The sequence below is a fragment of the Acinetobacter sp. UNC436CL71CviS28 genome (assembly GCF_000620525.1).
Lineage (GTDB): Bacteria > Pseudomonadota > Gammaproteobacteria > Pseudomonadales > Moraxellaceae > Acinetobacter > Acinetobacter radioresistens.
Genome location: NZ_JIBB01000002.1, coordinates 66,742 through 89,683, shown reverse-complemented (window position 1 = coordinate 89,683; position 22,942 = coordinate 66,742). Strand labels below are relative to the sequence as shown.

Genomic DNA, 22,942 nt, shown 5'->3' with positions numbered 1-22,942 from the left:
ATTAATATTTAAAGTTTAAAGACAGTACAGCATTGCGGCCTTCTGCTTCTGTAGCATAGTGAGAAGCATAGGCTTTAGTGAAATAGCGTTTATCTGAGAGATTGTTAAGGTTCAGCTGCAGATCAACATTTTTATTTACGTTATAGCGTGCCATGGCATCGTAACGGACATAGCCCGGTACATACTTGGTATTGGCTAAGTCACCATAGACTTTGTCCATTGCAGTTGCACCAGCACCAAGTTGAAGTTGTGGAAGAGCCTGATAGTTTGTCCAAAGTGTAGCGCTGTTTTTAGGAACATTCGGCATCCGGTTACCGTTAAATACCGCTTGGTCAGTACAGGTTGTGCCACGACAGCTTACGCCATTCTTAGTTGCTTCACTATCTAGATAGGTATAGCCGGCGCTGATATCCCATTTATCGGTAATTTTACCGTTCAAGCCCAGCTCAATACCGTCAACTTTGCTTTCGCCAATATTACTATAAGTAGTAGGACTCAACTGAATACGCGCATTCTGCTTTTCAGTACGGAAAATTGCAGCAGTTAAATTTAAACGATTTTCTAAAAGATCCCATTTGGTCCCAATTTCGAAAGTCTGGCTTTCTTCAGGATCTAAATTGCTATACGCTGCGCCAATACCTTCAGAACCGTCACCAGCATCTACACCTACAGGGTTTGCAGATGTTGCATAGCTGGCATAAATTGAACCATTTTCAACTGGTTTGAAAGTTATACCTGCTTGATAAGTAAAGAAATCAGTATCACTTTCAGTTTTAACTTGCTCGCCAACTTGTTTTGTTGGAGGAGTGGTGGATGAACCTAGAACAGCACTGTTACGTGCGCCATATGTCATGGTTTGTTCTGTATCAAACTTGTCCCAACGTAAGCCTAAATCTAAAATCCATTGTGGATTGAATTCAATGCTGTCTAGGAAATAAATAGAAGTAGACTTAGTTTGTGTATTATATTGGTCTGCACCTTCAGTACTGATACTTCCTGTCCATGGTCCCCGATTAGGATTTTGAACAGAAGTACACCAGCCCGAAGCAATATCGGCAGGGGTACATTTGTTGTATTCTGCACCTGTAGCAGACAAGCCATTAATAATATATTGAGTACGATCTGTTTCTTGATCCGAATACTCAGCACCTAAGTTAAAGCTATGCTTAAGAGTGCCAGTATTAAATTTTCCAGTTAATGCTAACTGGTCAGTAAATGTATCAGTATTAGCAATACGTGAGTTTACACGTGCCCATACATTCCCATTTTTATAAATGTTTCCTTGAGAATCATCCGGGTTGGTCCACAGATAATCATTCTTAGACTTGCTATAAACTGCGGTATTTGAAATGGTTAGATTATCAGCCAGATCATGTTCTAACTTGATTGTACCAACCTGATTTTCCTGTTTTTGGAAATCACGGTCTTTCCAGCCGTAATAAATTCCTTGTTTGACATCAATTGGCTTTCCTGAATATTGCGAATATCCAGTAGGGTTGTTGTATGGTACGCCTGAATCAGGAGTATCGTCTGTTTTTAGGTAGTAGTAGCTCAGGGTCGCACGAGTAGAAGTATCTAAACCAAATGTAATACTTGGTGCAATACCGGCACGTTTATATTCAGCCCCATCAGACTGGCCGGCTTTTTCATTGTGGTGCCCCATAATGGCAACGCGGGCTGCTATCCCATTACCGAAGTCTTTATTACCATCTAGCGTTATACGCTGATAATTATCTGTACCATTTTCAACAGAGCCTTCTAGAAAGTCGCCTTTTTTAGCTACTTTAGAAATCAAGTTGATACTGCCGCCCACTGTACCTGCTCCGCCCATAGCAGAAGCAGAACCTTTAGTGACTTCAACCTGTTCTACAGCAAACATTTCACGGTTTTGAGAGGTAGCGTTACGAACGCCATCAACATACATTGAACTTTCAGAGTTATAACCCCGAATAAATGGTCGGTCTCCATTTGGATTTCCACCTTCACCTGCTCCTAGGGTAATTCCAGGCACAGTGCGTAAGGCATCACTTAAAGTCGTTACTTTAGTATCTTCAATCAGCTGATTCGAAATAATAGAAACTGATTTAGGGGTATCTAGTAAAGGAGCAACAAATTTGCTATTTGCAGACTGGTCTACCTTTAAGCTTTGTTGTTCTGTGGTGGCTTGGGAGTGAATAGTTTCAAGTTGAGCAACTTGATCTTGTGCAACAGCATGCCCCGCCATCACTGAAAGTGATGAGACAATCGCAGAAGATACGATTTTCTTACGTGTTTTAATGAAAGCCATTTCTTACTCAAAATGTATAGTGTGAAATTGTATGCGAATAATAATGATTCTTATTTTTTATCACCATATTTTTGTATTGGTATTGGCAATAAATTTTATATATTTAATTCAATAAATTAATGTTATATAGTAACTTAAAATTTATAAGTTTTTGATAATTAATGTTTTGTGTTGAACACGGGAGTTTATAGCTCTTAATAGGATATTTAAATAAAAACTAAATATTCTGATAAATGCTTCTTTATAAAAATTAAAATTGATTAGCGCTTTATTAAAAGGGCAAATTTGACAGAGTTTCCAATATTTTTAATTCTCTATCGATATTAAGGGAGGAAGTTAATATTTAATTCGGGACCAAATTTAAAATAATCTTCTTAATTTCATGCAAATCAGGCGAATTCAGGTAGTTTCTTCGGTGTATTTTGTATATCTTTAAATGTTGTCATATAATGTGGCACTTTTTAAAACTGTTATTACTAACACACATATCGAGGAAGCCATGCAAGTAACTTCTGAAGCGGTTTCGGGCGTTGCCCGTCGTTTAAATGTTTCTGTACCGACGAGCCGTATTAACGAGCAGTTTGAAGCTCGCTTGAAACGCACTGCCAAAACTGTGAAGATCAACGGCTTCCGCCAGGGCAAAGTGCCTGTAAACGTTGTACGCCGTGAATATGGCGCTGGTATTTATCAGGAAGTGGTGAACGATATTATTCGTGACACTGTATTTGAAGCGATTCAACAAGAAAAAATCAATGCTGTTGGCATGCCAAATATTGATAAAGTTGAAAATAAAGATGATGCGCTGGTATATGAAGCCACTGTAGAAGTTTATCCTGAAGTAGAAGTTAAAGCTCTAGATACTCTTACTGTTGAGCGTAAAACATCTGAAATTCAAGATAAAGATGTTGACCAGATGATTGAAAACCTGCAAAAACAGCGTCAAACCTGGGTTGAGACCAAAGGTATGGCGAAAAAAGACATGCAGGTCACTTTTGACTTCGAAGGAACAATCGATGGTGAAAAATTTGAAGGCGGTTCTGCAACTGACTTTAAACTGGTCTTAGGCTCAGGCCGTATGATTCCTGGCTTTGAAGATGGCATCATTGGCATGAAGAAAGGCGAAGAGAAAGTGATTGATGTTACTTTCCCTGAAGACTATCAGGCTGAAAATCTGGCAGGTAAAGCGGCACAGTTTAAAATTACTGTAAAGCAGGTTGAAAAAGCAAAACTTCCTGAACTGGATGCTGAATTCCTGCAAACCTTTGGTGTTTCTGAAGAAGAAGGAATTGACAAGTTAAAAGCTGACGTTCGTAAAAATATGGAACGTGAAGTTCGTAACGGTCTTCGTAACCAGGTAAAACAGGCTGCATTTGATGCACTGGTTGAAGCAAATGAAGTTGAAGTTCCAAGTGCCATGGTTGCTCAGGAAATCGACCGCCAACGTCAACAGATGATCCAGCAGTTTACCCAGCAGTTTGGTGGTGCAAACGCGCAAACTTTTGACAAGAGCATGCTTCCTGATGAACTGTTTAAAGAACAGGCAGAAAAATCAGTAAAACTTGGTGTACTGGTAAGCAAGGTTTTGGCTGATGCTAAACTTGAAGTTGATCCGGCTCGTGTAGAGGCTTATATCGAAGATATGGCTTCTTCTTATGAAGACCCAACTGAAGTTATTGAGTACTTTAAAAATGATAAACAGCAACGTGCTCAAATCGAGGCTGTTGTGCTTGAAGACCAAGTTGTTGACTATATTCTTGCTGCAGCTCAGGTTTCAGATACAGAAGTGAGCTATGAAGATTTGCTAAAAGAACAGCAAGCTCGTCGTGCTTAAATCTGACGATACAGAAAAAGGCGCTTAATGCGCCTTTTTTTATACACGTCGTAAATTTGTTAAATTAGTTTATATACACGATATTTCCCCGTTTTTTATTCAATATTCACTAGGGAAAATTTTGCATTTTTGCAAATTATCCCTCATATTGTGGCTATGAGCTGAGTCATAAGAATTTTAGGAATAAATAGCCCTATGTATGTCCCAAGTATTGAAAATGCTTTAGTTCCGGTGGTGGTTGAGCAATCATCTCGTGGTGAACGTTCTTTTGATATTTTTTCACGGCTTCTGCGTGAGCGTGTAATTTTTTTAACTGGTGAAGTTGAAGATAACATGGCCAATCTGATTGTGGCACAAATGTTGTTTTTAGAGGCAGAAAATCCTGACAAGGATATCCATCTCTACATCAATTCACCAGGGGGATCAGTCACTGCAGGTATGGCAATTTACGATACCATGCAGTTTATTAAACCAGATGTAGTGACCTATTGTATGGGACAGGCGGCTTCAATGGGGGCATTTTTATTAAATGCCGGTGCCAAAGGTAAGCGTTTCTGTCTGGAAAATGCCCGTGTCATGATACACCAGCCTTTGGGCGGTTTCCGTGGTCAGGCTTCAGACATTGAAATCCATGCACGTGAAATACTGTTTATTAAAGAACGCCTGAACCGGCTGATGGCTGAACACAGTGGTCAGGACTATGAACGTATTGCACGTGACACTGACCGCGATAACTTTATGACAGCTCAAGCTGCCAAAGAATATGGCCTGGTTGATGAAGTTCTCAGCAAGCGCCCTTAATTTTTAAGATTCAAGTATTGGAGTAAATATGTCCGAACATCCTCAAGGACAAAAGCATTGTTCATTTTGCGGTAAAACGCAGTCTGAAGTCGGGAAACTGATTGCAGGCGAGGACGCTTATATTTGTAATGAATGTGTGGACGTATGCTTGGACCTTGTACAAACCAGCCAGCAAGTCGAAACTGGTGATTGGGCAAGCCGTCCTTTGCCAAAACCGCACGAGATTCGTGCTGCGCTTGACCAATATGTGATTGGTCAAGATATTGCTAAAAAAACATTGTCTGTAGCTGTCTACAACCATTACAAGCGTCTGAAAGTCAGCCAGAATGGACATAAAACAGAAGATAAGGTTGAAATTGCCAAAAGTAATATTTTGCTGATCGGACCGACAGGTTCAGGTAAAACCCTGCTTGCACAAACTCTTGCCCGTCTTCTGGATGTACCATTTGCTATGGCAGATGCCACCACTTTAACTGAAGCCGGTTATGTGGGTGAAGATGTTGAGAATATTGTACAGAAGCTTTTGCAAAAAGCTGATTACGATATTGAGAAAGCACAGAAGGGTATTATCTATATCGATGAGATTGATAAGATTACTCGTAAGTCTGAAAATCCATCGATCACCCGTGATGTTTCTGGTGAAGGTGTCCAGCAGGCTTTGCTGAAAATGATTGAAGGTACAGTGGCTTCTATTCCACCTCAAGGTGGACGCAAGCATCCACAGCAAGAATTTATCCAGGTGGATACCTCAAATGTCCTGTTTATCTGTGGCGGCGCTTTCTCCGGATTGGAAAAAATTGTACAGCATCGTCAGGAAAAAGGTGGAATTGGCTTTACTGCAGAAGTAAAAAGCAAAGACGAAACTAAAAAGCTTGCCGAGCTGTTCCGTCAGGTAGAACCGGCTGATCTGGTTAAATTTGGCTTGATTCCAGAATTTATTGGTCGTCTGCCAGTGATTGCAACACTTGAAGAGCTGGATGAAGATGCACTGATGCAGATTCTGACAGAACCTAAAAATGCATTGACCCGTCAATACCAGTATCTTTTCAATATGGAAGATGTGGATCTGGTATTTGAAGATTCTGCCCTGCGTGCTGTTGCTAAAAAGGCACTAGAACGTAATACCGGAGCACGTGGTCTACGCTCTATTTTGGAAAATGTCCTGCTCGAAACCATGTATGACCTGCCAAGCCGTAATGATGTCGGGACAGTGGTCATTAATGAGGCAGTAATCAATGATGGTGCTGAGCCAGAATATCGTTCTGAGCGTTTGCCGCGTCAAGAAGGCGAAGAAGGGGCAGTCCCTAAATCTGAGCTGAAGGTTGTGAATACCAAATCTGCCTGAATCTGATTGGCTGTTCATCTGAAACGTGCCGAGTATAATCCGCTGGGCACGTTTTTTATTTTCAAATTTACATGCGGGTGTTAAGCTCAATAGAATGTTGATGTAACATGACAAAAATTTAAAATAAGAAAAACATGGTAAGGGATAATCATGCGTTATTTATTGCTGACAATACTTGGTAGCGGAATGCTATGGGGATGTCATACTCAACCTGTTTCGCCTCCAACTCCGGCTTTGGTCTCTACGTTAAAAAATATAGATCTGAGTCAGTCGCCTTCTATGCTAGAGCAGCACCGGGTTGGAATGTTTTCAGTTGGTTCCTGGGTAAACCAGAAACCGGGACAGCTTTTTCAGCGAGTTAAGCCCCAACATCCGCAAGCTGCAGTGGTATATCTGTACCGTCCGGATAGCCGCTGGAACCGGCAGGAAGTGGTAGCACCTAATTTTTTTCTGAATGGTGAGCGTATTCCCAGTCTGATCAGTAATCATTATTATTGGCTGGAACTGGCCGAGGGTCATTACCGCTTGACTATTAGCCGGCCCTTAGGCGTAATACATTTTCAAAAGCCGATAGTGGCTGACTTTAAAGTGAGTGCTGGTCAGCAGTATTTTCTGAAGTATGAAGAAGAGAAATTTCGGGGCTCACCTGACCATAATCTTGGTTTATTGCGCGCAGGACCATTAATACAAATGCCTGTCAAACAGGGACTCCGTGAAATTCGCACTACCCAGCTTAAAAGTCCCGGACTTAACTTCGCTGCTTTTACTGATGCACAGGGTAAATTAACTGAACCCAAGCGTAAAATTGTCAAACAAAATTATGAAGAAGGTGAAGAGCTGGCTTTAAAGAAGCGTTTTAAACTCTGGAATCCTTTAACTTGGTAAAATTAGTTCTTTTTTCTTAATATGTAACTAAGCAAATAAAGGCACAAGATTAGAGAAAATATTTTAATTAAAGAAATAAAAAAGCATCCATGATTGGATGCTTTTTTAATTTATATTAGTTTAAACCGCGGCAGCATCTACCACCGGGATTTTACCAATTTTGGCTTGCCAGATTTTAGGTGCGGTTGCATGCACTGAAGTGCCGTTTACATCGACTGCTACAGATACAGGCATATCTTTTACCACAAATTTATAGATTGCCTCCATCCCTAAGTCTTCAAAAGCCACCACTTCTGCTTCACGAATAGCTTTAGAAACCAGATATGCAGCGCCACCGACTGCCATCAGGTAGGTCGCTTTATTATCCTTAATCGCTTCAACCGCAGCAGGACCACGGTCTGCTTTACCGATCATACCGTAAAGACCAGTCGCTTCTAGCACTTGTCGGGTGAATTTATCCATACGTGTTGCTGTTGTCGGACCGGCAGGACCGACCACTTCATCGCCTACAGGATCTACCGGACCAACGTAGTAAATAAACTTACCTTTTAAATCAACAGGAAGCTCTTCGCCGTTGTTCAGCATATCAACCATGCGTTTATGGGCAGCATCACGGCCAGTATAAATTGTACCATTAAGAAGTAGGGTATCGCCCGGTTTCCAGGAATTCATCTCTTCTTGAGTAATGTGGTCGAGATCAACACGTTTAGAAGTTGAGGAATCCCAAGTTACAGCAGGATAGTCTTCAAGGCTCGGCGCCTGAATATGCGCTACACCTGAACCGTCTAGTGTAAAGTGTGCATGGCGGGTCGCGGCGCAGTTTGGAATCATGCCTACTGGCTTGCCAGCAGCGTGACAAGGATAATCCTTGATCTTGATATCCAGTACTGTAGTCAAACCGCCTAGACCTTGTGCACCAATACCTAAGGCATTAACTTTTTCGAAGATTTCAATACGCAGCTCTTCCATCTTGCTTTGTGGGCCACGACGTAGCAGCTCATCCATATTGATTTCTTCCATGAGAGCTTCTTTAGCAAGCATCATGGCTTTTTCAGCAGTACCACCGATACCAATTCCGAGCATTCCAGGAGGACACCAACCTGCACCCATAGTTGGGACAGTTTTTAGAACCCAATCCACGATTGAGTCAGATGGATTGAGCATTGCCAGTTTAGATTTGTTCTCTGAACCACCGCCTTTTGCTGCAACCGTAATATCTACTTTATTACCTGGAACGAGTTTATAGTGAATCACTGCCGGGGTATTATCTTTGGTGTTTTTGCGACCAAATGCCGGATCAGCCAGAACTGAAGCACGTAAGACATTGGTATTTTCCAAATAACCCTGACGTACACCTTCATTAATGGCATCGTCCAAGCTCATGGTTAAATCGAATTTAACATCCAGACCCACTTCAAGAAATACGTTGACAATACCTGTATCCTGACAGATTGGGCGATGACCTTCAGCACACATGCGTGAGTTGATCAGGATCTGCGCAATTGCATCTTTAGCAGCCTGGTTTTCTTCACGGTCATACGCACGGCTCATTGCCTGAATAAAGTCTTGCGGGTGGTAGTACGAAATGAACTGAAGCGCATCCTTGACCGAAGTGATCAAGTCGTCTTGCTTGATAATAGTTGTCATATCAAATGTCTCTTGAGCGGGCTGTTGGCTAGCGGCCAAAATTATAAGACAAAAAGCATCCGCTGTGGGTATTTCCGGCAAGGTTTTGGGCGAAAGTTTAATAGTAAAAAGAAAGGTAGCGCAGGATGGCATAAAATGAATTCTTGGCAGGTCTTTTAAATGCGTTTTCTGTGATATGACACTTCGGTAATAGTTGCATACCTGAAAATCAAGGTTTTTTAGTCATTATTATTTGATTTATATAAAGTTATTTTAGTAATATAAGTTTTAAGAAAATTGTCATAAAGTTGTCATAAAACTTTCGCATAATGCCGGTATCCACTACATAGAGTCATCAACAATGACAGTATCTAGCATTCTCATGGTTATTGCATTTATGATATTTATTGCTGCAACCTGGTTCTATGGTCAGTTAGAAGATCAAGCCTAAGCTTCATCTTCTTTCTAGATTGTTCTCTTCTTCATCTGCTTCTAGCCTGTAACCTCTCTTGGCATTCTGCTATTCTTTTCCTGAATTTTAAAACTATCATCAGGTATGTCAGATCAACAATACGCAGATAATATTATTCCGATCTATAAAAAATATGCGATCGAATGGGATAAGGTACGCTCCCAGCATTTTTATGAACAAGCCTGGCTTGAACAGTTTTTAAATCTGATTGCTGATCAATCATCTATTCTTGACCTGGGTTGCGGTACTGGTATACCAACCGCTCAATATTTTTCTGCAAAAAAATGTCAAATTATAGGTATAGATAGTTCAGCTGCCATGCTCGAAATATCTAGGAACCGTTTTCCTGAGCATAACTGGTTAGAAGCTGATATGCGTCAACTGGATTTGAAGCAAAGCTTTAATGGCATTATCGCTTGGGACAGCTTTTTTCATTTGACTCATAATGACCAGAGAGCAATGTTTCATATTTTTAAGAAACATGCAAAAACCGGTACGGCATTAATGTTAACCACTGGCCCGAGTCATGGCACAGCTCTAGGGGAAATGCAGGGTGAGGTTTTATATCATGCAAGTCTGGACCCGGATGAATATAAGAATCTGTTTGAGACGTTCGGTTTTAGGGTGGTAAATATGCGGTTTGAAGATCCTGACTGCGCCCGACATACCATATGGTTGGCCCAGTTAATGTAAAGGAAAGTGTTTTTAGAGCAAAATAAAACAGCCCCAATTGAAATACTGGGGCTGTTTTATTTAAAAATTTATACTGTCGCCTGTTGTTCTGCCTGAATGGCAGTCAAAGCAATCGTAAAAACAATATCATCAACCAAAGCGCCGCGTGACAGGTCATTTACCGGCTTGTTCAGTCCTTGCAGCATTGGGCCAACACTTACGACATTTGCAGCACGCTGTACAGCCTTGTAAGTTGTGTTGCCAGTATTGAGGTCTGGGAAGATAAAGACATTGGCGCGCCCTGCTACAGGTGACTCAGGTGCTTTCTGGCGGCCCACGCTTTCAACAGACGCAGCGTCATACTGCAAAGGACCATCAATCAACAGATCAGGGCGACGTTGACGGGCAATCTCTGTTGCTTCACGAACTTTATCAACATCGGCACCGGTACCTGAGGTTCCGGTTGAGTAACTGATCATGGCAATACGCGGGTCAATACCAAAGGCCCTGGCTGAATCTGCGGATTGGATGGCAATCTCAGCAAGCTGCTGGGCATCTGGATCGGGATTAATAGCACAATCCCCATATACATAGACTTCATCTGGTAACAGCATAAAGAATACTGAAGAGACCAGCGAATATTCTGGAGCTGTTTTAATCAGTTGAAATGCCGGTCGCACCGTGTTAGCCGTGGTATGTACCGCCCCAGAAACCAGTCCGTCAACCTGATCCAGTGCCAGCATCATGGTGCCTAGCACTACAGTATCCTGTAACTGTTCTTTGGCCTGAATGTCATTGATCTTGCCTTTTCGCAGCTCGACCATACTGCTAATGTACTGGCTACGAATAGTATCCGGATCAATGATTTCAAGATCGTCTGGTAATTCAATATTACGGGCTTTGGCAATTTCTAAAACTGCTTCTGGTTTGGCTAGCAAAATACAGTGAGCAATTCCGCGAGACTGGCAGATCGCCGCAGCCTGAATAGTCCGAGGTTCATCACCCTCTGGTAGAACGATGCGCTTTTTCGCAGCAATCGACTTCTGAACCAGTTCATGCCGGAAAGCTGAAGGGGACAGGCGGGGAGTTGCATTGCCATTGATTTGCTGGGTCAGCCAGTCCAGATCAATATGACTGGAGACAAAACGGGTAACCTGCTCGGCACGTTCTGTATCGTCAACCGGTATTTCATTGCTCAGATTTGCCAGACGCTGTGCTGTTTCCAGAGTAGTCAGCTGCGTATGTAAAATGGGCAGTCCCTGTTTGATAGCATTCTGGCAGAAATTCAGAATCTGGGCATTGGGTGCCTGACGCTCGGTTAGTACCAGGCCTGCTAGCGGTATACCATGACTGGTAGCTAAACTGCTGGCAAGTAGTACATCGGTACGTTCGGAAGCACTGATAATCAGTTCACCGGCAACAAATTTGTTCAGCTCATATTCAATACTTGAGGTAATCAGGCTGCTATGTAATACACGACGCTGCCGTGCTTCCCCCTGATGAATCCATTCGCCCTGAATCAGACGGGCAATGTCTAGTGTACGTGGAACACTCAGGGTATTGCTAAATGGAACCAGACCAATAATCGGTAAGTCAGCAGTCCCTAAATAACGGTTATATTTTTGCAGCTCTATCGTGAAGGTTGCAATTTCTGCACTTAAACGCAGTGAAGGATCAATGGTCACCGGAATCTGTGCAACTTCTTCAGGTAAGCCTTTAGTCCGCATGAACAGCACACCTGCTGTACGCTCTGAAGCAGCGCCACCGAACTGGCGTAGATGTGCTTCAATTTTTTCAGCAGTTTTACGCGGATTCTGTACGTCTGCAGTACTGACCAGGATTACCTTGGCATCTAGTGCCTGTGCAAGGGCGGCATTTAACTCACCTGCAAACTGGTCTTCATGATTTGGCAGTAAGCCTTCTACAATAATCACATCATGTTTGGTGGCAATACTGCGATGCAGGCTGACTGCTTCCTCAAGCAATTCATCCATTTCTTCCAGTGCGATCAGCTGGCTAACTCTTTCATATGCAATCGGTTCAACCGTACTGGTCTGGAATAAATGTTCAAACAGGCTAGTGGTACGGTTCTGATCATTTTCCTGAAAAGATTCAGAAAAAGGTTTTAAAAATCCTGCCTTAATACCATTACAGTCCAGTGCATAGATCATTCCCAGGCAGGCTGAAGTCAGACCGACACCTTCTCCAGTTGGAATCAGTAGAATTGTATTCATAGGAGCCTTAAAAAATTAAACAAAATATAAATCACAGAAGGTTAAAGCCCGCAATTAAGCAGGCTCTACAGCAAGTTCAGACTTTTTTGATAGTAAGCTCGTCTGTGCAGCTACCTGACGGGTTTCTTGGGCGATCCGTGCCTCTTCATCGGTTGGAATCACCCATATTTGTGGGCCATGGCCTTGGTCAATCCGACCTTCAGTACCACGTTTTAATTCATTGTTTTGGGTTTTATTTAAGTTGAAGCCAAAGTGTGGCAGATAGGAGAGCGTCTTTTCACGAATATAAGCTGAGTTTTCCCCAATACCCCCAGTAAAGATCAGTCCGTCAATACGTGGCAGCCCACAGCTGATGGCAGCAAGAGATTTGGCAAGACGGTAACAGAATACTTCAATTGCCAGCGTGGCATCTTCATTGCCCTGTTCAGAAGCTTCAATTAAAGTTCGCATGTCATTAGAAAGATCAGATAAGCCCAGCAGGCCACTTTCCTTGTTTAGCATGCGGTCAATCTTATAGACATCCCAGCCAAGGTTGGCTGCTAAGAAGCTGTGCAGACTTGGATCAACATCGCCACTGCGTGTACCCATTACTACACCTTCAAGAGGGGTAAGCCCCATTGATGTATCTACGCTCTGACCATTCCAAATGGCGCAAGTTGAACTGCCGTTACCCAGATGTGCAGTTAGCCAGCCCCCTTGTTTAAGGTTTCCAGCCAGTTCTGAACCACGCTCAGAAACGTAAGCATGACTGGTGCCATGGAAGCCATAGCGACGGACATTATGTTCTGTGTATAGGAATTTTGGTACTGCATAGCGATAAGCATGCGCCGGCATTGTCTGGTGAAAAGCAGTGTCGAAAACTGCAACCTGAGGAAGCTCGGGAAACAGGCGCATGGTAGCATCGATACCTACCAGATGAGCCGGGTTATGCAATGGTGCGAGCGGAGTTGCTTCACGAATACGTTCTACAATCGTATCAGTCAGTAGTTCGGCCTTGGTTAGTGTGCCGCCGTGAACTACCCGGTGACCAATTGCTTGCGGTTTGTATTGTGACAGGCGGCTTAAAATGGTTTCTAGTGCCTGTTCGTGATCAGCATGAGGGATCGAAAGTTCAAGTGGTTGTCCACCAATGGTAACACCTTTGATGCGTGCATCAGCAGAGCCCAGATTTTCTGCCAAACCATAGATACGATCTTTTGCCTGCTCAGAGATTAAGGCATATTTAATAGATGAAGAACCGCAATTGATGACTAATACTGATGTAGACACGTTGGATACCCGAATTCTAATTGAAATAATCTTGTCCCTCTGATCTTGAACCAGTGTACAGGCTAGAGATCATGAGTATGTTTTAACACGTGTATTTTTTCTGTCCAACCTAGACTTTAGCCGATTAGACTTAAGCACTATGGATGGTCTATTCAATAATATTTAATATTAATCAGTTAATTGTTATAGCGTAGCACAGGAATAAAAAAATCATATTCGGTTTTACGCAAAGCTAAAGTATCGTTGCAAATTTCATCTATAGTTCATTTCTTTATTTATTACTCTTGCCCCTGAGATTTATATTTCATCTCGGCCCATCTCACCAGAACATAGGCAATCAGTGCCACCATGAAAAATACCAGCATCATCCAGGCTAAACCTTGCAGAGTTTCGATAATTGTCCGGTAAATTTCCAGAAACCAGCGCTCATTCGTCAGTTCAATAATAAAACGTTCATCTTTGGGGCCGTAGTTGACAGGATTAATATATTTTTCCATATCGTAGATGCGAACTCCGGAAGAGGTACCTACGACCATGCCGGCAAATTTTGTATATTTGGCCCAAGCTGTATAAATAGGATCATGAATAATACGGGCTAAAATAGTATTAATAGAGCTGGAAAAAATTCGCATCACAATGAAGGAAACCAGCAGTGCTAAAATGAAAGTACTCAACATTAAATAAAAGAACATATCCATCTCCTTGTTTTTATAATTATTAGACTGAAAAGAGGAATTCTGGAGTATTTGGGCTGTTTAGCACCAGAGTTTGATGCTAAACATCAGGATTTGTATACAGGTAATCCTAATTAAATAGGAAATTAATGACGGATTTGTCCATCACCTAAAACGATCCATTTTTGTGAGGTTAGCCCTTCGAGACCCACCGGACCACGGGCATGAATCTTATCAGTTGAAATGCCGATCTCGGCACCCAGACCATATTCAAAGCCGTCAGCAAAACGGGTCGATGCATTGACCATCACTGAACTTGAGTCTACTAAGGCCAGAAACTTGCGTGCCAGAGAGAAGTTTTCAGTAATAATGGCATCAGTATGATGCGAGCCATATTTATTGATGTGCTCAATTGCTTCATCAATACCACTCACGACTTTTACTGCCAGAATTGGTCCGAGATATTCAGTGTACCAGTCTTCTTCAGTGGCGGCCTTGACTGAAGTACCCAAAATACGACGGGTTTCAGGGCAGCCACGTAGCTCAACCTGCTTTTCCTGATACAGCTCGGCAATATGGGGTAGAAAGTCATCAGCAATCTGTTCATCGACCAGCAGGGTTTCCATGGCATTACATACGCCGTAACGATGAGTCTTTGCATTTAAAGCAATTGGCAAGGCTTTATGCAAATCTGCCTGTGCCTCTACAAATACATGGCAGTTACCGTCTAAATGCTTGATCACAGGAATACGTGCCTCTTCTGTGATTCGTTCAATCAGGCTCTTGCCACCACGTGGCACAATAACATCGACATATTCGGTCAAGGTAATCAGTTGGCCTACAGCAGCCCGGTCGGTGGTTTCCAGTACCTGAACCGCATGTTCGGGCAGTCCGGCAGTTTTTAAACCATGTTGAATAGCCGCTGCAATCGCCTGATTCGATTCGAATGCTTCAGAGCCACCACGTAAAATGATGGCGTTGCCTGATTTAAGCGCAAGAGAGGCAGCCTCTAGGGTAACATTCGGACGGGATTCATAAATCATACCGACTACGCCTAAGGGCACACGCATTTTACCGAGCTGGATGCCTGAGGGACGATAGGACATGTCAGTAATTTCACCAATCGGATCTACCAGACCGATGACATCCTTTAAACCCTGCAGCATACCTTTGAAACGGCTGGGAGTCAGTTCCAAGCGATCGAGCAGTGCACTGTCCAAATTATTGTTACGGCCCTTGGTCATATCCATCTGGTTAGCCGTGAGAATTTGTGTTTCACTGTTCTCAAGCGCTGTGTAGATTGCGGACAAGGCATTGTTTTTAGTATCGGTAGAAGCACTGGCCAGCAGACGCGAAGCCTGACGAGCCTGTTGTCCGACCGTTTGCATATACTGTTCAATCGAATTGTGCATAGCGGTTTGATCACTCAGAATTTTCTTTGATAGTAACAGTCTCCGCCTGCGCAATGAAGGCTTGTCTCAAAAAAAACTGTCATGTAGTGCAGTATAAAAAAGTTTTGGAAATACTTTCAGCGCTAAAACTAGATGAACGGTAACGAAAGCAGTTGCCCAAAAATAAAGCATTTGTATACTATGAAATGCATTCTATAAAATGAATAAAAAATTATAGAAAACAAAACATCTATAAAAGGTAGAGGAATACCTTGGTTTTAAAAACCGACTTGCACAATAAAAAATAAAGCAAGCGTTGAGGAGGGAGTATGAATTCCATTATCCAACTGGACATGGATGCCGAAGGGAAGCAACACCGTCATTTTTTTGATTTTTACCATAAGGACATTTTTAAACAACCTCCACGCATGACCTGGATTGACGGCTGGAAAGTTGAGTATATGGCTATCGCCCAACCTGCGACAGTGCATAAAACTCCTATCGTTATTGTGGGTGGAGCATTTCAGAATTTCAATTCCTACAAGTATTGTGTTGAACAGCTTTTTGCCAGTGGTCCGATTATTCTGATTGACTTGCCTTCTATGGGGGCTAACCAGCAAATTATGAATCATGACAGCGGTGTGTCTGCCGGAAGTCTGGAATTGCCAGACCTGGCGGCTATGCTTGGTCGATGGCTCGACATTGAAGGACTGGAAAAAGTATCAGTTATGGGCATGTCCCTTGGGTCTGTAGTAGCGGCTTATTTTGCTGAGCAGCGACCTGAACTGGTAGAGCGTATGATTCTGATGGGCGTAATGCAAAAAACCCGGAAAAGCTGGCGCATGATTTTAGAAGAATCACTCAAACTTATGCAGGAAGACCGGATGGAAGAGTTCGGTCAGGCAGTGATTCTGTATCTGGTTAATCATGCCAAGTTAGATAAGACCCGTATGTCACCTACTGCCAAACGATTATTTTTTCGGCAAATGGCTGAGTTTCAGTCTACTGAACGTGAGCGTTATGCGATTAATTGCAGTCGATTACTCAGATTACAGCATGTTCCTGCTCCTGCCTGTAAAACACTCGTTGCAGCTGGACAATATGACAGTTTTACACTACCTCATGAAAACGCATATTTTGCCTTGCAATGTCCGGATATGGAGTTTGCCCTGATTGCCAATGCTGACCATGTTCCACAGTTACAGCGGCGTAAAGAAACTATGCGTCTCTTTTCAGCCTTCCTAAATGCCGAAGCGCTGGAAGGACTCGAAGGCATTATTCCCATGACTCGTGAAGAAATCCTGACGATGGAGCGCCGTGGAGAAAGACGTATCTCTATGTACGGTCAACTTTCACAACTGTCACACCGTTACCTGTCTGTAGAATTTCAAGTGAATATTTCTGACATCAGCTTTTTTGGTGTGTATTTAAAAATTCCTGACCCGCAGCAATTAAACCTGATACAGCAATATCCACGTGATCTGGCACTTCACCTTGAAGATGATCAGGGAGTGTTTCAAATAGAGTGTCTGATTTTTGAAGCAGAACAGCAGGGTATACGTGCACTGTTCAAGCATGGCAGTTTTGAACTGGCAGAACGTTTACTTCATTTTATTGCCTGTCAGCAGGAAGCTATGACTTTAGCTTGATTTAAAATATTAAAAAAACAGCGTCATATACGCTGTTTTTTTTGTGCATGAACCATCCAGACAATATCGTGTGACCGGGCCTCTTGAGCCGGCTTGGAGCCTTTTGAATAAAGAGAATCTGCAGGTTGAATAACCTCACCCTCATCAAAACCTGCGTTCTGTATAAATTGCTGTACTTCAGCCGGATTTTGAAAATGGAAAGTAAAAGCACTACGTGACATCCATTTTAATAATTTACTGCTGCTCCACATGACCTTTGCCAGACGTCTGCCTTGGGGCTGGGGATAAAGATCGGTCAGATAATGTAATGTTCTAAACTTACTGCCATAAAGAGAAATATTGCTGATCAGCTGTTTTAAGTGAGTCAGGTCAAAATAGTTGACTAATCCTTCACTGATAACAACTAAAGGACGTTTAGGATCAAAAATTTCAAAAACCTGTTTAAAGTTTTCACTAAATAAATCAACAGATAAAACTTCTGGGCTATTAGGGTCAATCTGTTGTAGTGCTTGTTGTTTGATGTGTGCCATTGCTGGCAAGTCCAGTTCACGATAGTCGATTTGTGGATAATGTTTTCTAAACCACCAACCACGTGGTGATAATCCACAGGCAATTTCCAGAACCTGTAAATTTGGTGTTTGCTCAAGCAACTGTTTAAGCGCATCATCTAGCATTTCATGACGCTGTTTCAAAGAGCTGCGCATACTGGCGCCTATAAATTTCTCTGCCCAGCTTTCTACCGGTTTAACCAGCATCGCCAGACTTTTACCCTTGGACGTAGCAAGTTCAGGATGTGAAATTCCCATCTGATACCAAATATAACCAGTATAATGAGCAGTAAAAGAAATATGCCGGTGTCTAGACAGCTCTCGTGTCATGAATAAATCCTCATTTTTATTTTAATCAGTTGCTATTTATATAAGAAAAAAGAGCATGTGTAATGCTCTTTTGACTTTAACCGCTTAATGGCAGCTATTGGCTTTAAATGCTTCAATTTCCTGTTTGATTTGTTGCCATTCGGTACCCAGTTCAAGTCCTGATTTAGGTAAAATATCTGGGATTTTACCGCGCATCCGTTCCAGGCGTTGCTGGTCTGGTAATGGGAAATCCTGAATGGCGCTCAGTGCCAGACGGGCAGCTGTACGGTCATTGCAAACCAGACCCATATCACAGCCAGCTTGCAGTGCAGCTTGTATACGCGCATCAGCACCACCAGCCACACAAGCGGCCTGCATGGTCAGGTCATCTGAAAATAATACACCATCAAATTTAAGTTCGTTACGCAAAATATGTTGTACCCAAAACTCGGAAAAACCGGCTGGTTTAGAATCAACCTGTTCATAAATCACATGAGCCGGCATGAGTGCATCCAGTTCGGACTGTAATTGAATAAAGGGCTGCATGTCATTCTGATAAATTTCATCATAACTACGGTTATCAATGGCAGCGGCCACGTGAGAGTCTGCTTTGACATTACCGTGGCCTGGGAAATGTTTACCTGTAGTGGCCATACCGGCACGGTGCATACCTTGAATAAAAGCGTGTGCGAGAGGAATAATATCAGCCTGGGTCAAAGCAAAACCCCGGTCACCAATGACATCACTAATGGCATTGATATCGAGCACGGGCGCAAAACTAAAATCGATCCCTACAGCAAGAACTTCAGTTGCCATAAGCCAGCCACATTTTTCTGCGAGGTCCAGAGCAGCTTCTGGATTCTGCTGATAGACTTCACCAAAACGGCCCATGGCAGGTAGCAGGGTGAAGCCGGTTTTAAGGCGCTGTACCCGGCCACCTTCCTGATCTACCGCAATTAAAATATCTGGACGAATCAGGCGCATATGATCAGTCAGCGTACGGACCTGTTCAGGAGACTCAATATTCCGTGAAAATAAAATCATGCCGCCGACTTGCGGAGCCTTTAATAGTTCAATATCTTCTAAGGTCAGGGTTGTACCGGCGATATCGAGCATTAGTGCGCCAATCATATGGGGTTCCGTATTAAGATCTTTAATTAAAACAATACCTGAATTCAGCAATGTTTTGCTACATTTTGTGGGTACAGAATATGATAAAACTACACGATACAACTTTTCGGCCTGTTTAAGATATTGAATTCGCTTTGTTCATTTCGGAAACATCGTGGTGTAATTGGGAATATCCAAGGAAGTATTAATTATTTATGAAACTTCAAATGCTCGCTTGTGCAGTTGCAGTGGCAACTGGGGGACTGTTCTTTTCACATGCCATTAGTCAGGCAACTGCTGCAACCAATCAAACGGCTGTTTCTTCTGTATCGCTTCAGCCGACCCAGGAACAGGCTCTGGTTTCACGTCAGTTGGCAACTTTGGTAGACCGTCAGCATTACTTAAATATGCGTCTTGATGCCCAGACATCCAATCGGATTCTGGAGATGTATCTGGACAGCCTTGATCCAGACCATTCACTATTTCTACAGCCGGAAGTCGAGCAATATAAAAATAAATACGGTTCAAATTTTGGCGCATCCTTAAAGGCGGGAGATCTGTCTGGACCCTATACAATTCATGCACAGTACCGTCAGCGTCTAGCTGCGTTTTACCAGTTCATGCTTAATGAACTTAAGAAACAGCAGAATTTGAAACAGCCGAATGTCTTCATTGAAACGGACCGAGAGAAGGCACCTTATTTTAAAACAACTGCCGAGCAGCAAGATTTTTGGCGGAAAATGCTGGTGTCCCAGCTGATTAACCTGACTATCACTAAAGAAGAAGAACTGGCCAAGCAAAAAGCGATTAAAGATAACCCGGAGCTGGCAAACGGCCAGGATCTTTCCAGTTTTGAGGACTTGTCCCCGGTTCAGACCCTCACCAAACGGTATACCCGTCAGCTGGAACGTATCAGTCGCATTAAGAGTGACGATGTGCTGGACAAAACCTTGAATGCTATGCTGGCAACTTATGATCCGCACAGTAACTATTTCCCGCCAATTGATGCAATGGAGCTGAACCGTCAGACCACTTTACAGCTTGAAGGCATCGGGGTATCAATCCGGCCGGAACGTGGTAATGAAGACTACACTAAAATTGAAACAATTGTAGAAGGTGGTCCGGCTGGTAAATCGGGACAAGTGAAATCTGGTGACCGAATTATCGGGGTGTCACAAGATGGCGGCAAAATGATTGACGTCATTGGTTGGCCAAGTGCAGAAATTGTTGGACTGATTCGAGGCAAGCGTGGCACCAAAGTAACCTTAAAGCTTTTAGGTAGTGGAGCTTCAATGGGACAGGCCCGTACCGTCACTTTAGTTCGTGATGTCATTCAGGAAGAAGATGCAGGAGTCCGTTCACGGACGGTTGAAATCAACCGTGATGGTAAAAAACATGTGTTTGGTGTAATTGAAATTCCGTCATTCTACCTGAACTACCGCGCACGTCGTGCAGGTACGGAGTATCGCTCGGTTTCAGAGGATACCAATAATGCATTACGTGCACTTTCTGCTAAAAATGTAGAAGGAATAATTATTGATCTGCGCAATAATCCTGGAGGCTCACTAGAAGAAGTCGCACGTATGCTGGGTCAGGTCATCAAGGAAGGCCCGGTAGTGCAAATCCGTGATGGTAACGGTAATGTCAGCGTCTTTGAAGATAATGATGGTGGATTACAAACCTATGCCGGCCCATTGGCGGTACTGGTCAATCTGGCTTCTGCTTCAGCAAGTGAAATCTATTCAGCAGCTATTCAGGATTATGAGCGTGGTATTGTAATTGGCAGTACTACCACCGGTAAGGGGACTGCTCAAGTGCAGCTGGATACTCTGGCATATGGACAGGCTACACTGACACAGCGTAAATTCTACCGCGTTACAGGTGGCAGTACCCAGAATAAGGGTGTCATTCCTGATATTAAACTGGTCGATATTTATGATGAGGAATTTGGCGAGCGTAAAGCTAAAAATGCCTTAAAGTGGGATACTATTCCAACTGCACCTTTCAAGCGTGAAGGATCTATTCAGCCTTATGTTGCCCAACTGGCCCAGTTATCCAGCCAGCGCGTAAAGCTTGATCCACAATTTAAGTATCTGGAACAACGTAAAGCCATCTCTCAGGCCGGCAAAGAGAAAAAACAGCTTGCGCTGGACATTGATCAACGCAAGGCTGAGTTAAAGGATCTTGAACAGAAAACCTTGGCTGCTGAAAATGCCCGTCGCCAAATCGCAGGCCAAAAACCTTATGCTAATTGGGAAAGCTATCAGGCTTCACTGGAAGCATTAGCAGAATCACGTGCCAAGATGAAAGCTACTCAACGTCCACCATTACCCGAGGAAGAAACCTTCGTTTCTGAAGCTGCAAATGTGCTTTTAGACTATGCCAAGTTAAAAGGTCAAGCTTAAAACACTAGGGTGTATCAGTGAAAAAAGCACGCTTCGGCGTGCTTTTTATATGAGCTGTCAGAAAACTGTCATGACCTGATCATATTTCTGTCAAGCATGACTTCTATAGTGAATATATGAGAATAACTAGATCAGTCAGGTGACGTATGTCTAATCCATACGCTACAGCCTTCAAGCAGCAGGATTTTCCAGAAAATTTCAGATTCTATTTTAAAAACCAGCAGCTTAATTCTACCTCTGAAGTTGAGCTGATTCAGGGAATAGTCCGTCCACGCCTGAAAATTGCCTTGGTCACCGAAACTTGGCCACCCGAAATTAATGGCGTAGCTTTATCTTTGCTACAGCTTTGTAAAGGTCTGCAACAGCAAGGCCATAAAATTTTACTCATCCGGCCACATCAGCATCAGACATGTCCACATTTTACTCCCAACCGGGAATGTCTGGTGGTTTCGCAAGCGATTCCACGCTATCCGGGACTGCATTTTGGCTGGCCCCAGTATTTAAAGGTTTCCCAGGCACTAGATGATTTCAAGCCTCATGTGGTGCATATTGTGACAGAAGGGCCGCTAGGATTAACAGCATTACAGGCGGCAAAGTCAGCTGGTATTCCTGTTTCAAGCGGTTTTCATTCTCCTTTTCAGGATTTTAGCCGTTTCTTTGATTTGGCTTTTCTGGTGAAACCTGTCCAGAAATATTTATGCTGGTTTCATAATAGTACCCAATTGACCTGTATACCCAGCAAGGATACCGAGCAGTTGCTAAAAGATATGGGGGTCTCTTGCCCTTTAAAAGTGATCGCGCGTGGAGTAGATCCACAACAATTTAATCCGAAGAAACGCTCTGAGCAGTTGCGTAAAAGCTGGGGAGTAACTGCCGATACGAAAGTTCTGTTATATGTGGGGCGGCTTTCTCCTGAAAAAGAAGTAGATGTGCTGATTGAAAGTCATGCACGGCTCTATAGCAATAAAGAGTCATCACCTAAATTAGTCATTGTTGGCGATGGACCGGACCGTTCACGCTTACAAAAAATGGTCCAGAATTCGAATGTGATCTTTACTGGTAATTTAAGTGGAGAAGTATTGGCGACTACATACGCTAGTGCTGATGTATTTGCTTTTGCCAGCCAGGTCGAAACATTTGGAAATGTAGTTTTAGAAGCGATGGCTAGCGGTTTACCTGTAATCGCTTATGATTATGCTTGTGCCCATGTATATGTTGAACACGGGCAAACGGGGTGGCTCAGCCCTTTAAAAGATATAAATGATTTAAGCAGGGCAATTGAGAACCTGCCTGAGAATGCTGTTTTAAGAACAATGGGCCTAAACGCCCGCAAGCGGGTTCAGCATGCAGGCTGGCAGCAGCCAGTACAACAGCTTGAGCAGGCGCTCTACCAAGTCGTGCAGGAGTCCGTCATGACCACCTAGCATCCTTTTT

General features: G+C 43.0%; 16 protein-coding genes. 8 read left to right on the top strand and 8 right to left on the bottom strand.

All coding sequences use genetic code 11. The annotated features are described in order from the left end of the window. Window position 1: 1 nt before the first annotated feature. Window positions 2-2,287, bottom strand: coding sequence for a TonB-dependent receptor (locus N518_RS0101530; RefSeq protein ID WP_005023353.1), 2,286 nt, complete (start codon window positions 2,285-2,287; stop codon window positions 2-4). Between the two features lie 499 nt (window positions 2,288-2,786). Between N518_RS0101530 and tig the strand changes: the two genes are divergently transcribed. The 4 genes from tig (at window position 2,787) to N518_RS0101510 (ending at window position 7,149) form a co-directional block, all read left to right on the top strand. Next, the gene (gene tig, locus N518_RS0101525; protein WP_005023356.1) at window positions 2,787-4,118 is read left to right on the top strand and encodes a trigger factor; all 1,332 of its coding nucleotides are present in this window, start codon (window positions 2,787-2,789) and stop codon (window positions 4,116-4,118) included. Between the two features lie 195 nt (window positions 4,119-4,313). Next, on the top strand, window positions 4,314-4,919 hold the full coding sequence (clpP, locus tag N518_RS0101520; protein WP_005016556.1) for an ATP-dependent Clp endopeptidase proteolytic subunit ClpP: 606 nt from the start codon (window positions 4,314-4,316) through the stop codon (window positions 4,917-4,919). A 28-nt stretch (window positions 4,920-4,947) separates the two neighbouring features. Further along, entirely contained in the window at window positions 4,948-6,264 is a 1,317-nt protein-coding gene (clpX, locus tag N518_RS0101515) for an ATP-dependent protease ATP-binding subunit ClpX (RefSeq protein WP_017400714.1), read from the top strand. Between the two features lie 150 nt (window positions 6,265-6,414). Then, window positions 6,415-7,149 carry a DUF2846 domain-containing protein gene (locus N518_RS0101510; RefSeq protein ID WP_017400715.1) on the top strand — a complete coding sequence of 245 codons (735 nt, stop codon included), beginning with the start codon at window positions 6,415-6,417 and terminating at the stop codon, window positions 7,147-7,149. Between the two features lie 120 nt (window positions 7,150-7,269). On the opposite strand, the gene N518_RS0101505 is transcribed toward N518_RS0101510, so the two are convergent. Continuing rightward, window positions 7,270-8,796 carry a fumarate hydratase gene (locus tag N518_RS0101505; protein WP_005016550.1) on the bottom strand — a complete coding sequence of 509 codons (1,527 nt, stop codon included), beginning with the start codon at window positions 8,794-8,796 and terminating at the stop codon, window positions 7,270-7,272. Window positions 8,797-9,331: 535 nt separating this feature from the next. Here N518_RS0101505 and N518_RS0101495 point away from each other — a divergent pair. Beyond that, complete coding sequence (locus tag N518_RS0101495) at window positions 9,332-9,940, top strand: class I SAM-dependent methyltransferase (protein ID WP_017400716.1); 609 nt, start codon at window positions 9,332-9,334, stop codon at window positions 9,938-9,940. Window positions 9,941-10,008: 68 nt separating this feature from the next. Here the strand turns inward: N518_RS0101495 and pta are convergent, their stop codons facing one another. The 4 genes from pta to N518_RS0101475 form a co-directional block, all read right to left on the bottom strand. Continuing rightward, the gene (gene pta / locus N518_RS0101490; protein ID WP_005023366.1) at window positions 10,009-12,153 is read right to left on the bottom strand and encodes a phosphate acetyltransferase; all 2,145 of its coding nucleotides are present in this window, start codon (window positions 12,151-12,153) and stop codon (window positions 10,009-10,011) included. Window positions 12,154-12,207: 54 nt separating this feature from the next. Further along, complete coding sequence (locus N518_RS0101485; protein ID WP_005016542.1) at window positions 12,208-13,422, bottom strand: acetate/propionate family kinase; 1,215 nt, start codon at window positions 13,420-13,422, stop codon at window positions 12,208-12,210. Between the two features lie 278 nt (window positions 13,423-13,700). Further along, on the bottom strand, window positions 13,701-14,114 hold the full coding sequence (locus tag N518_RS0101480) for a hypothetical protein (RefSeq protein WP_005023368.1): 414 nt from the start codon (window positions 14,112-14,114) through the stop codon (window positions 13,701-13,703). Between the two features lie 128 nt (window positions 14,115-14,242). Then, complete coding sequence (locus N518_RS0101475) at window positions 14,243-15,508, bottom strand: glutamate-5-semialdehyde dehydrogenase (protein WP_005405421.1); 1,266 nt, start codon at window positions 15,506-15,508, stop codon at window positions 14,243-14,245. A gap of 308 nt (window positions 15,509-15,816) precedes the next feature. On the opposite strand from N518_RS0101475, the gene N518_RS0101470 reads away from it, so the two are divergent. Then, window positions 15,817-17,136: an alpha/beta fold hydrolase gene (locus N518_RS0101470; RefSeq protein ID WP_005023373.1), complete on the top strand. Its 1,320-nt coding sequence runs from the start codon at window positions 15,817-15,819 to the stop codon at window positions 17,134-17,136. A 23-nt stretch (window positions 17,137-17,159) separates the two neighbouring features. Here N518_RS0101470 and N518_RS0101465 read toward each other — a convergent pair whose 3' ends face one another. Together N518_RS0101465 and nagZ are read right to left on the bottom strand one after the other, a co-directional pair. Next, on the bottom strand, window positions 17,160-18,014 hold the full coding sequence (locus N518_RS0101465) for a class I SAM-dependent methyltransferase (RefSeq protein WP_005023376.1): 855 nt from the start codon (window positions 18,012-18,014) through the stop codon (window positions 17,160-17,162). Between the two features lie 84 nt (window positions 18,015-18,098). Continuing rightward, on the bottom strand, window positions 18,099-19,124 hold the full coding sequence (gene nagZ, locus N518_RS0101460) for a beta-N-acetylhexosaminidase (RefSeq protein ID WP_017400717.1): 1,026 nt from the start codon (window positions 19,122-19,124) through the stop codon (window positions 18,099-18,101). 194 nt (window positions 19,125-19,318) lie between these two features. Here nagZ and N518_RS0101455 point away from each other — a divergent pair, with 194 nt between their 5' ends. Both N518_RS0101455 and N518_RS0101450 read left to right on the top strand, forming a co-directional pair. After that, the gene (locus N518_RS0101455; protein ID WP_026443929.1) at window positions 19,319-21,508 is read left to right on the top strand and encodes a carboxy terminal-processing peptidase; all 2,190 of its coding nucleotides are present in this window, start codon (window positions 19,319-19,321) and stop codon (window positions 21,506-21,508) included. A gap of 146 nt (window positions 21,509-21,654) precedes the next feature. Then, window positions 21,655-22,932: a glycosyltransferase family 4 protein gene (locus N518_RS0101450; protein ID WP_026443928.1), complete on the top strand. Its 1,278-nt coding sequence runs from the start codon at window positions 21,655-21,657 to the stop codon at window positions 22,930-22,932. Window positions 22,933-22,942 lie beyond the last annotated feature (10 nt).

What these genes read in the sequence shown, in the direction of transcription:
- clpP (WP_005016556.1), top strand. Translation starts at nt 4,314, where the DNA reads ATGTATGTCCCAAGTATTGAAAATGCTTTAGTTCCGGTGGTGGTTGAG.
- N518_RS0101455 (WP_026443929.1), top strand. Translation starts at nt 19,319, where the DNA reads ATGAAACTTCAAATGCTCGCTTGTGCAGTTGCAGTGGCAACTGGGGGA.
- clpX (WP_017400714.1), top strand. Translation starts at nt 4,948, where the DNA reads ATGTCCGAACATCCTCAAGGACAAAAGCATTGTTCATTTTGCGGTAAA.
- N518_RS0101480 (WP_005023368.1), bottom strand. Translation starts at nt 14,114, where the DNA reads ATGTTCTTTTATTTAATGTTGAGTACTTTCATTTTAGCACTGCTGGTT.
- N518_RS0101465 (WP_005023376.1), bottom strand. Translation starts at nt 18,014, where the DNA reads ATGACACGAGAGCTGTCTAGACACCGGCATATTTCTTTTACTGCTCAT.
- pta (WP_005023366.1), bottom strand. Translation starts at nt 12,153, where the DNA reads ATGAATACAATTCTACTGATTCCAACTGGAGAAGGTGTCGGTCTGACT.
- N518_RS0101505 (WP_005016550.1), bottom strand. Translation starts at nt 8,796, where the DNA reads ATGACAACTATTATCAAGCAAGACGACTTGATCACTTCGGTCAAGGAT.
- N518_RS0101475 (WP_005405421.1), bottom strand. Translation starts at nt 15,508, where the DNA reads ATGCACAATTCGATTGAACAGTATATGCAAACGGTCGGACAACAGGCT.
- N518_RS0101495 (WP_017400716.1), top strand. Translation starts at nt 9,332, where the DNA reads ATGTCAGATCAACAATACGCAGATAATATTATTCCGATCTATAAAAAA.
- tig (WP_005023356.1), top strand. Translation starts at nt 2,787, where the DNA reads ATGCAAGTAACTTCTGAAGCGGTTTCGGGCGTTGCCCGTCGTTTAAAT.
- N518_RS0101510 (WP_017400715.1), top strand. Translation starts at nt 6,415, where the DNA reads ATGCGTTATTTATTGCTGACAATACTTGGTAGCGGAATGCTATGGGGA.
- nagZ (WP_017400717.1), bottom strand. Translation starts at nt 19,124, where the DNA reads ATGATTGGCGCACTAATGCTCGATATCGCCGGTACAACCCTGACCTTA.
- N518_RS0101450 (WP_026443928.1), top strand. Translation starts at nt 21,655, where the DNA reads ATGTCTAATCCATACGCTACAGCCTTCAAGCAGCAGGATTTTCCAGAA.
- N518_RS0101530 (WP_005023353.1), bottom strand. Translation starts at nt 2,287, where the DNA reads ATGGCTTTCATTAAAACACGTAAGAAAATCGTATCTTCTGCGATTGTC.
- N518_RS0101470 (WP_005023373.1), top strand. Translation starts at nt 15,817, where the DNA reads ATGAATTCCATTATCCAACTGGACATGGATGCCGAAGGGAAGCAACAC.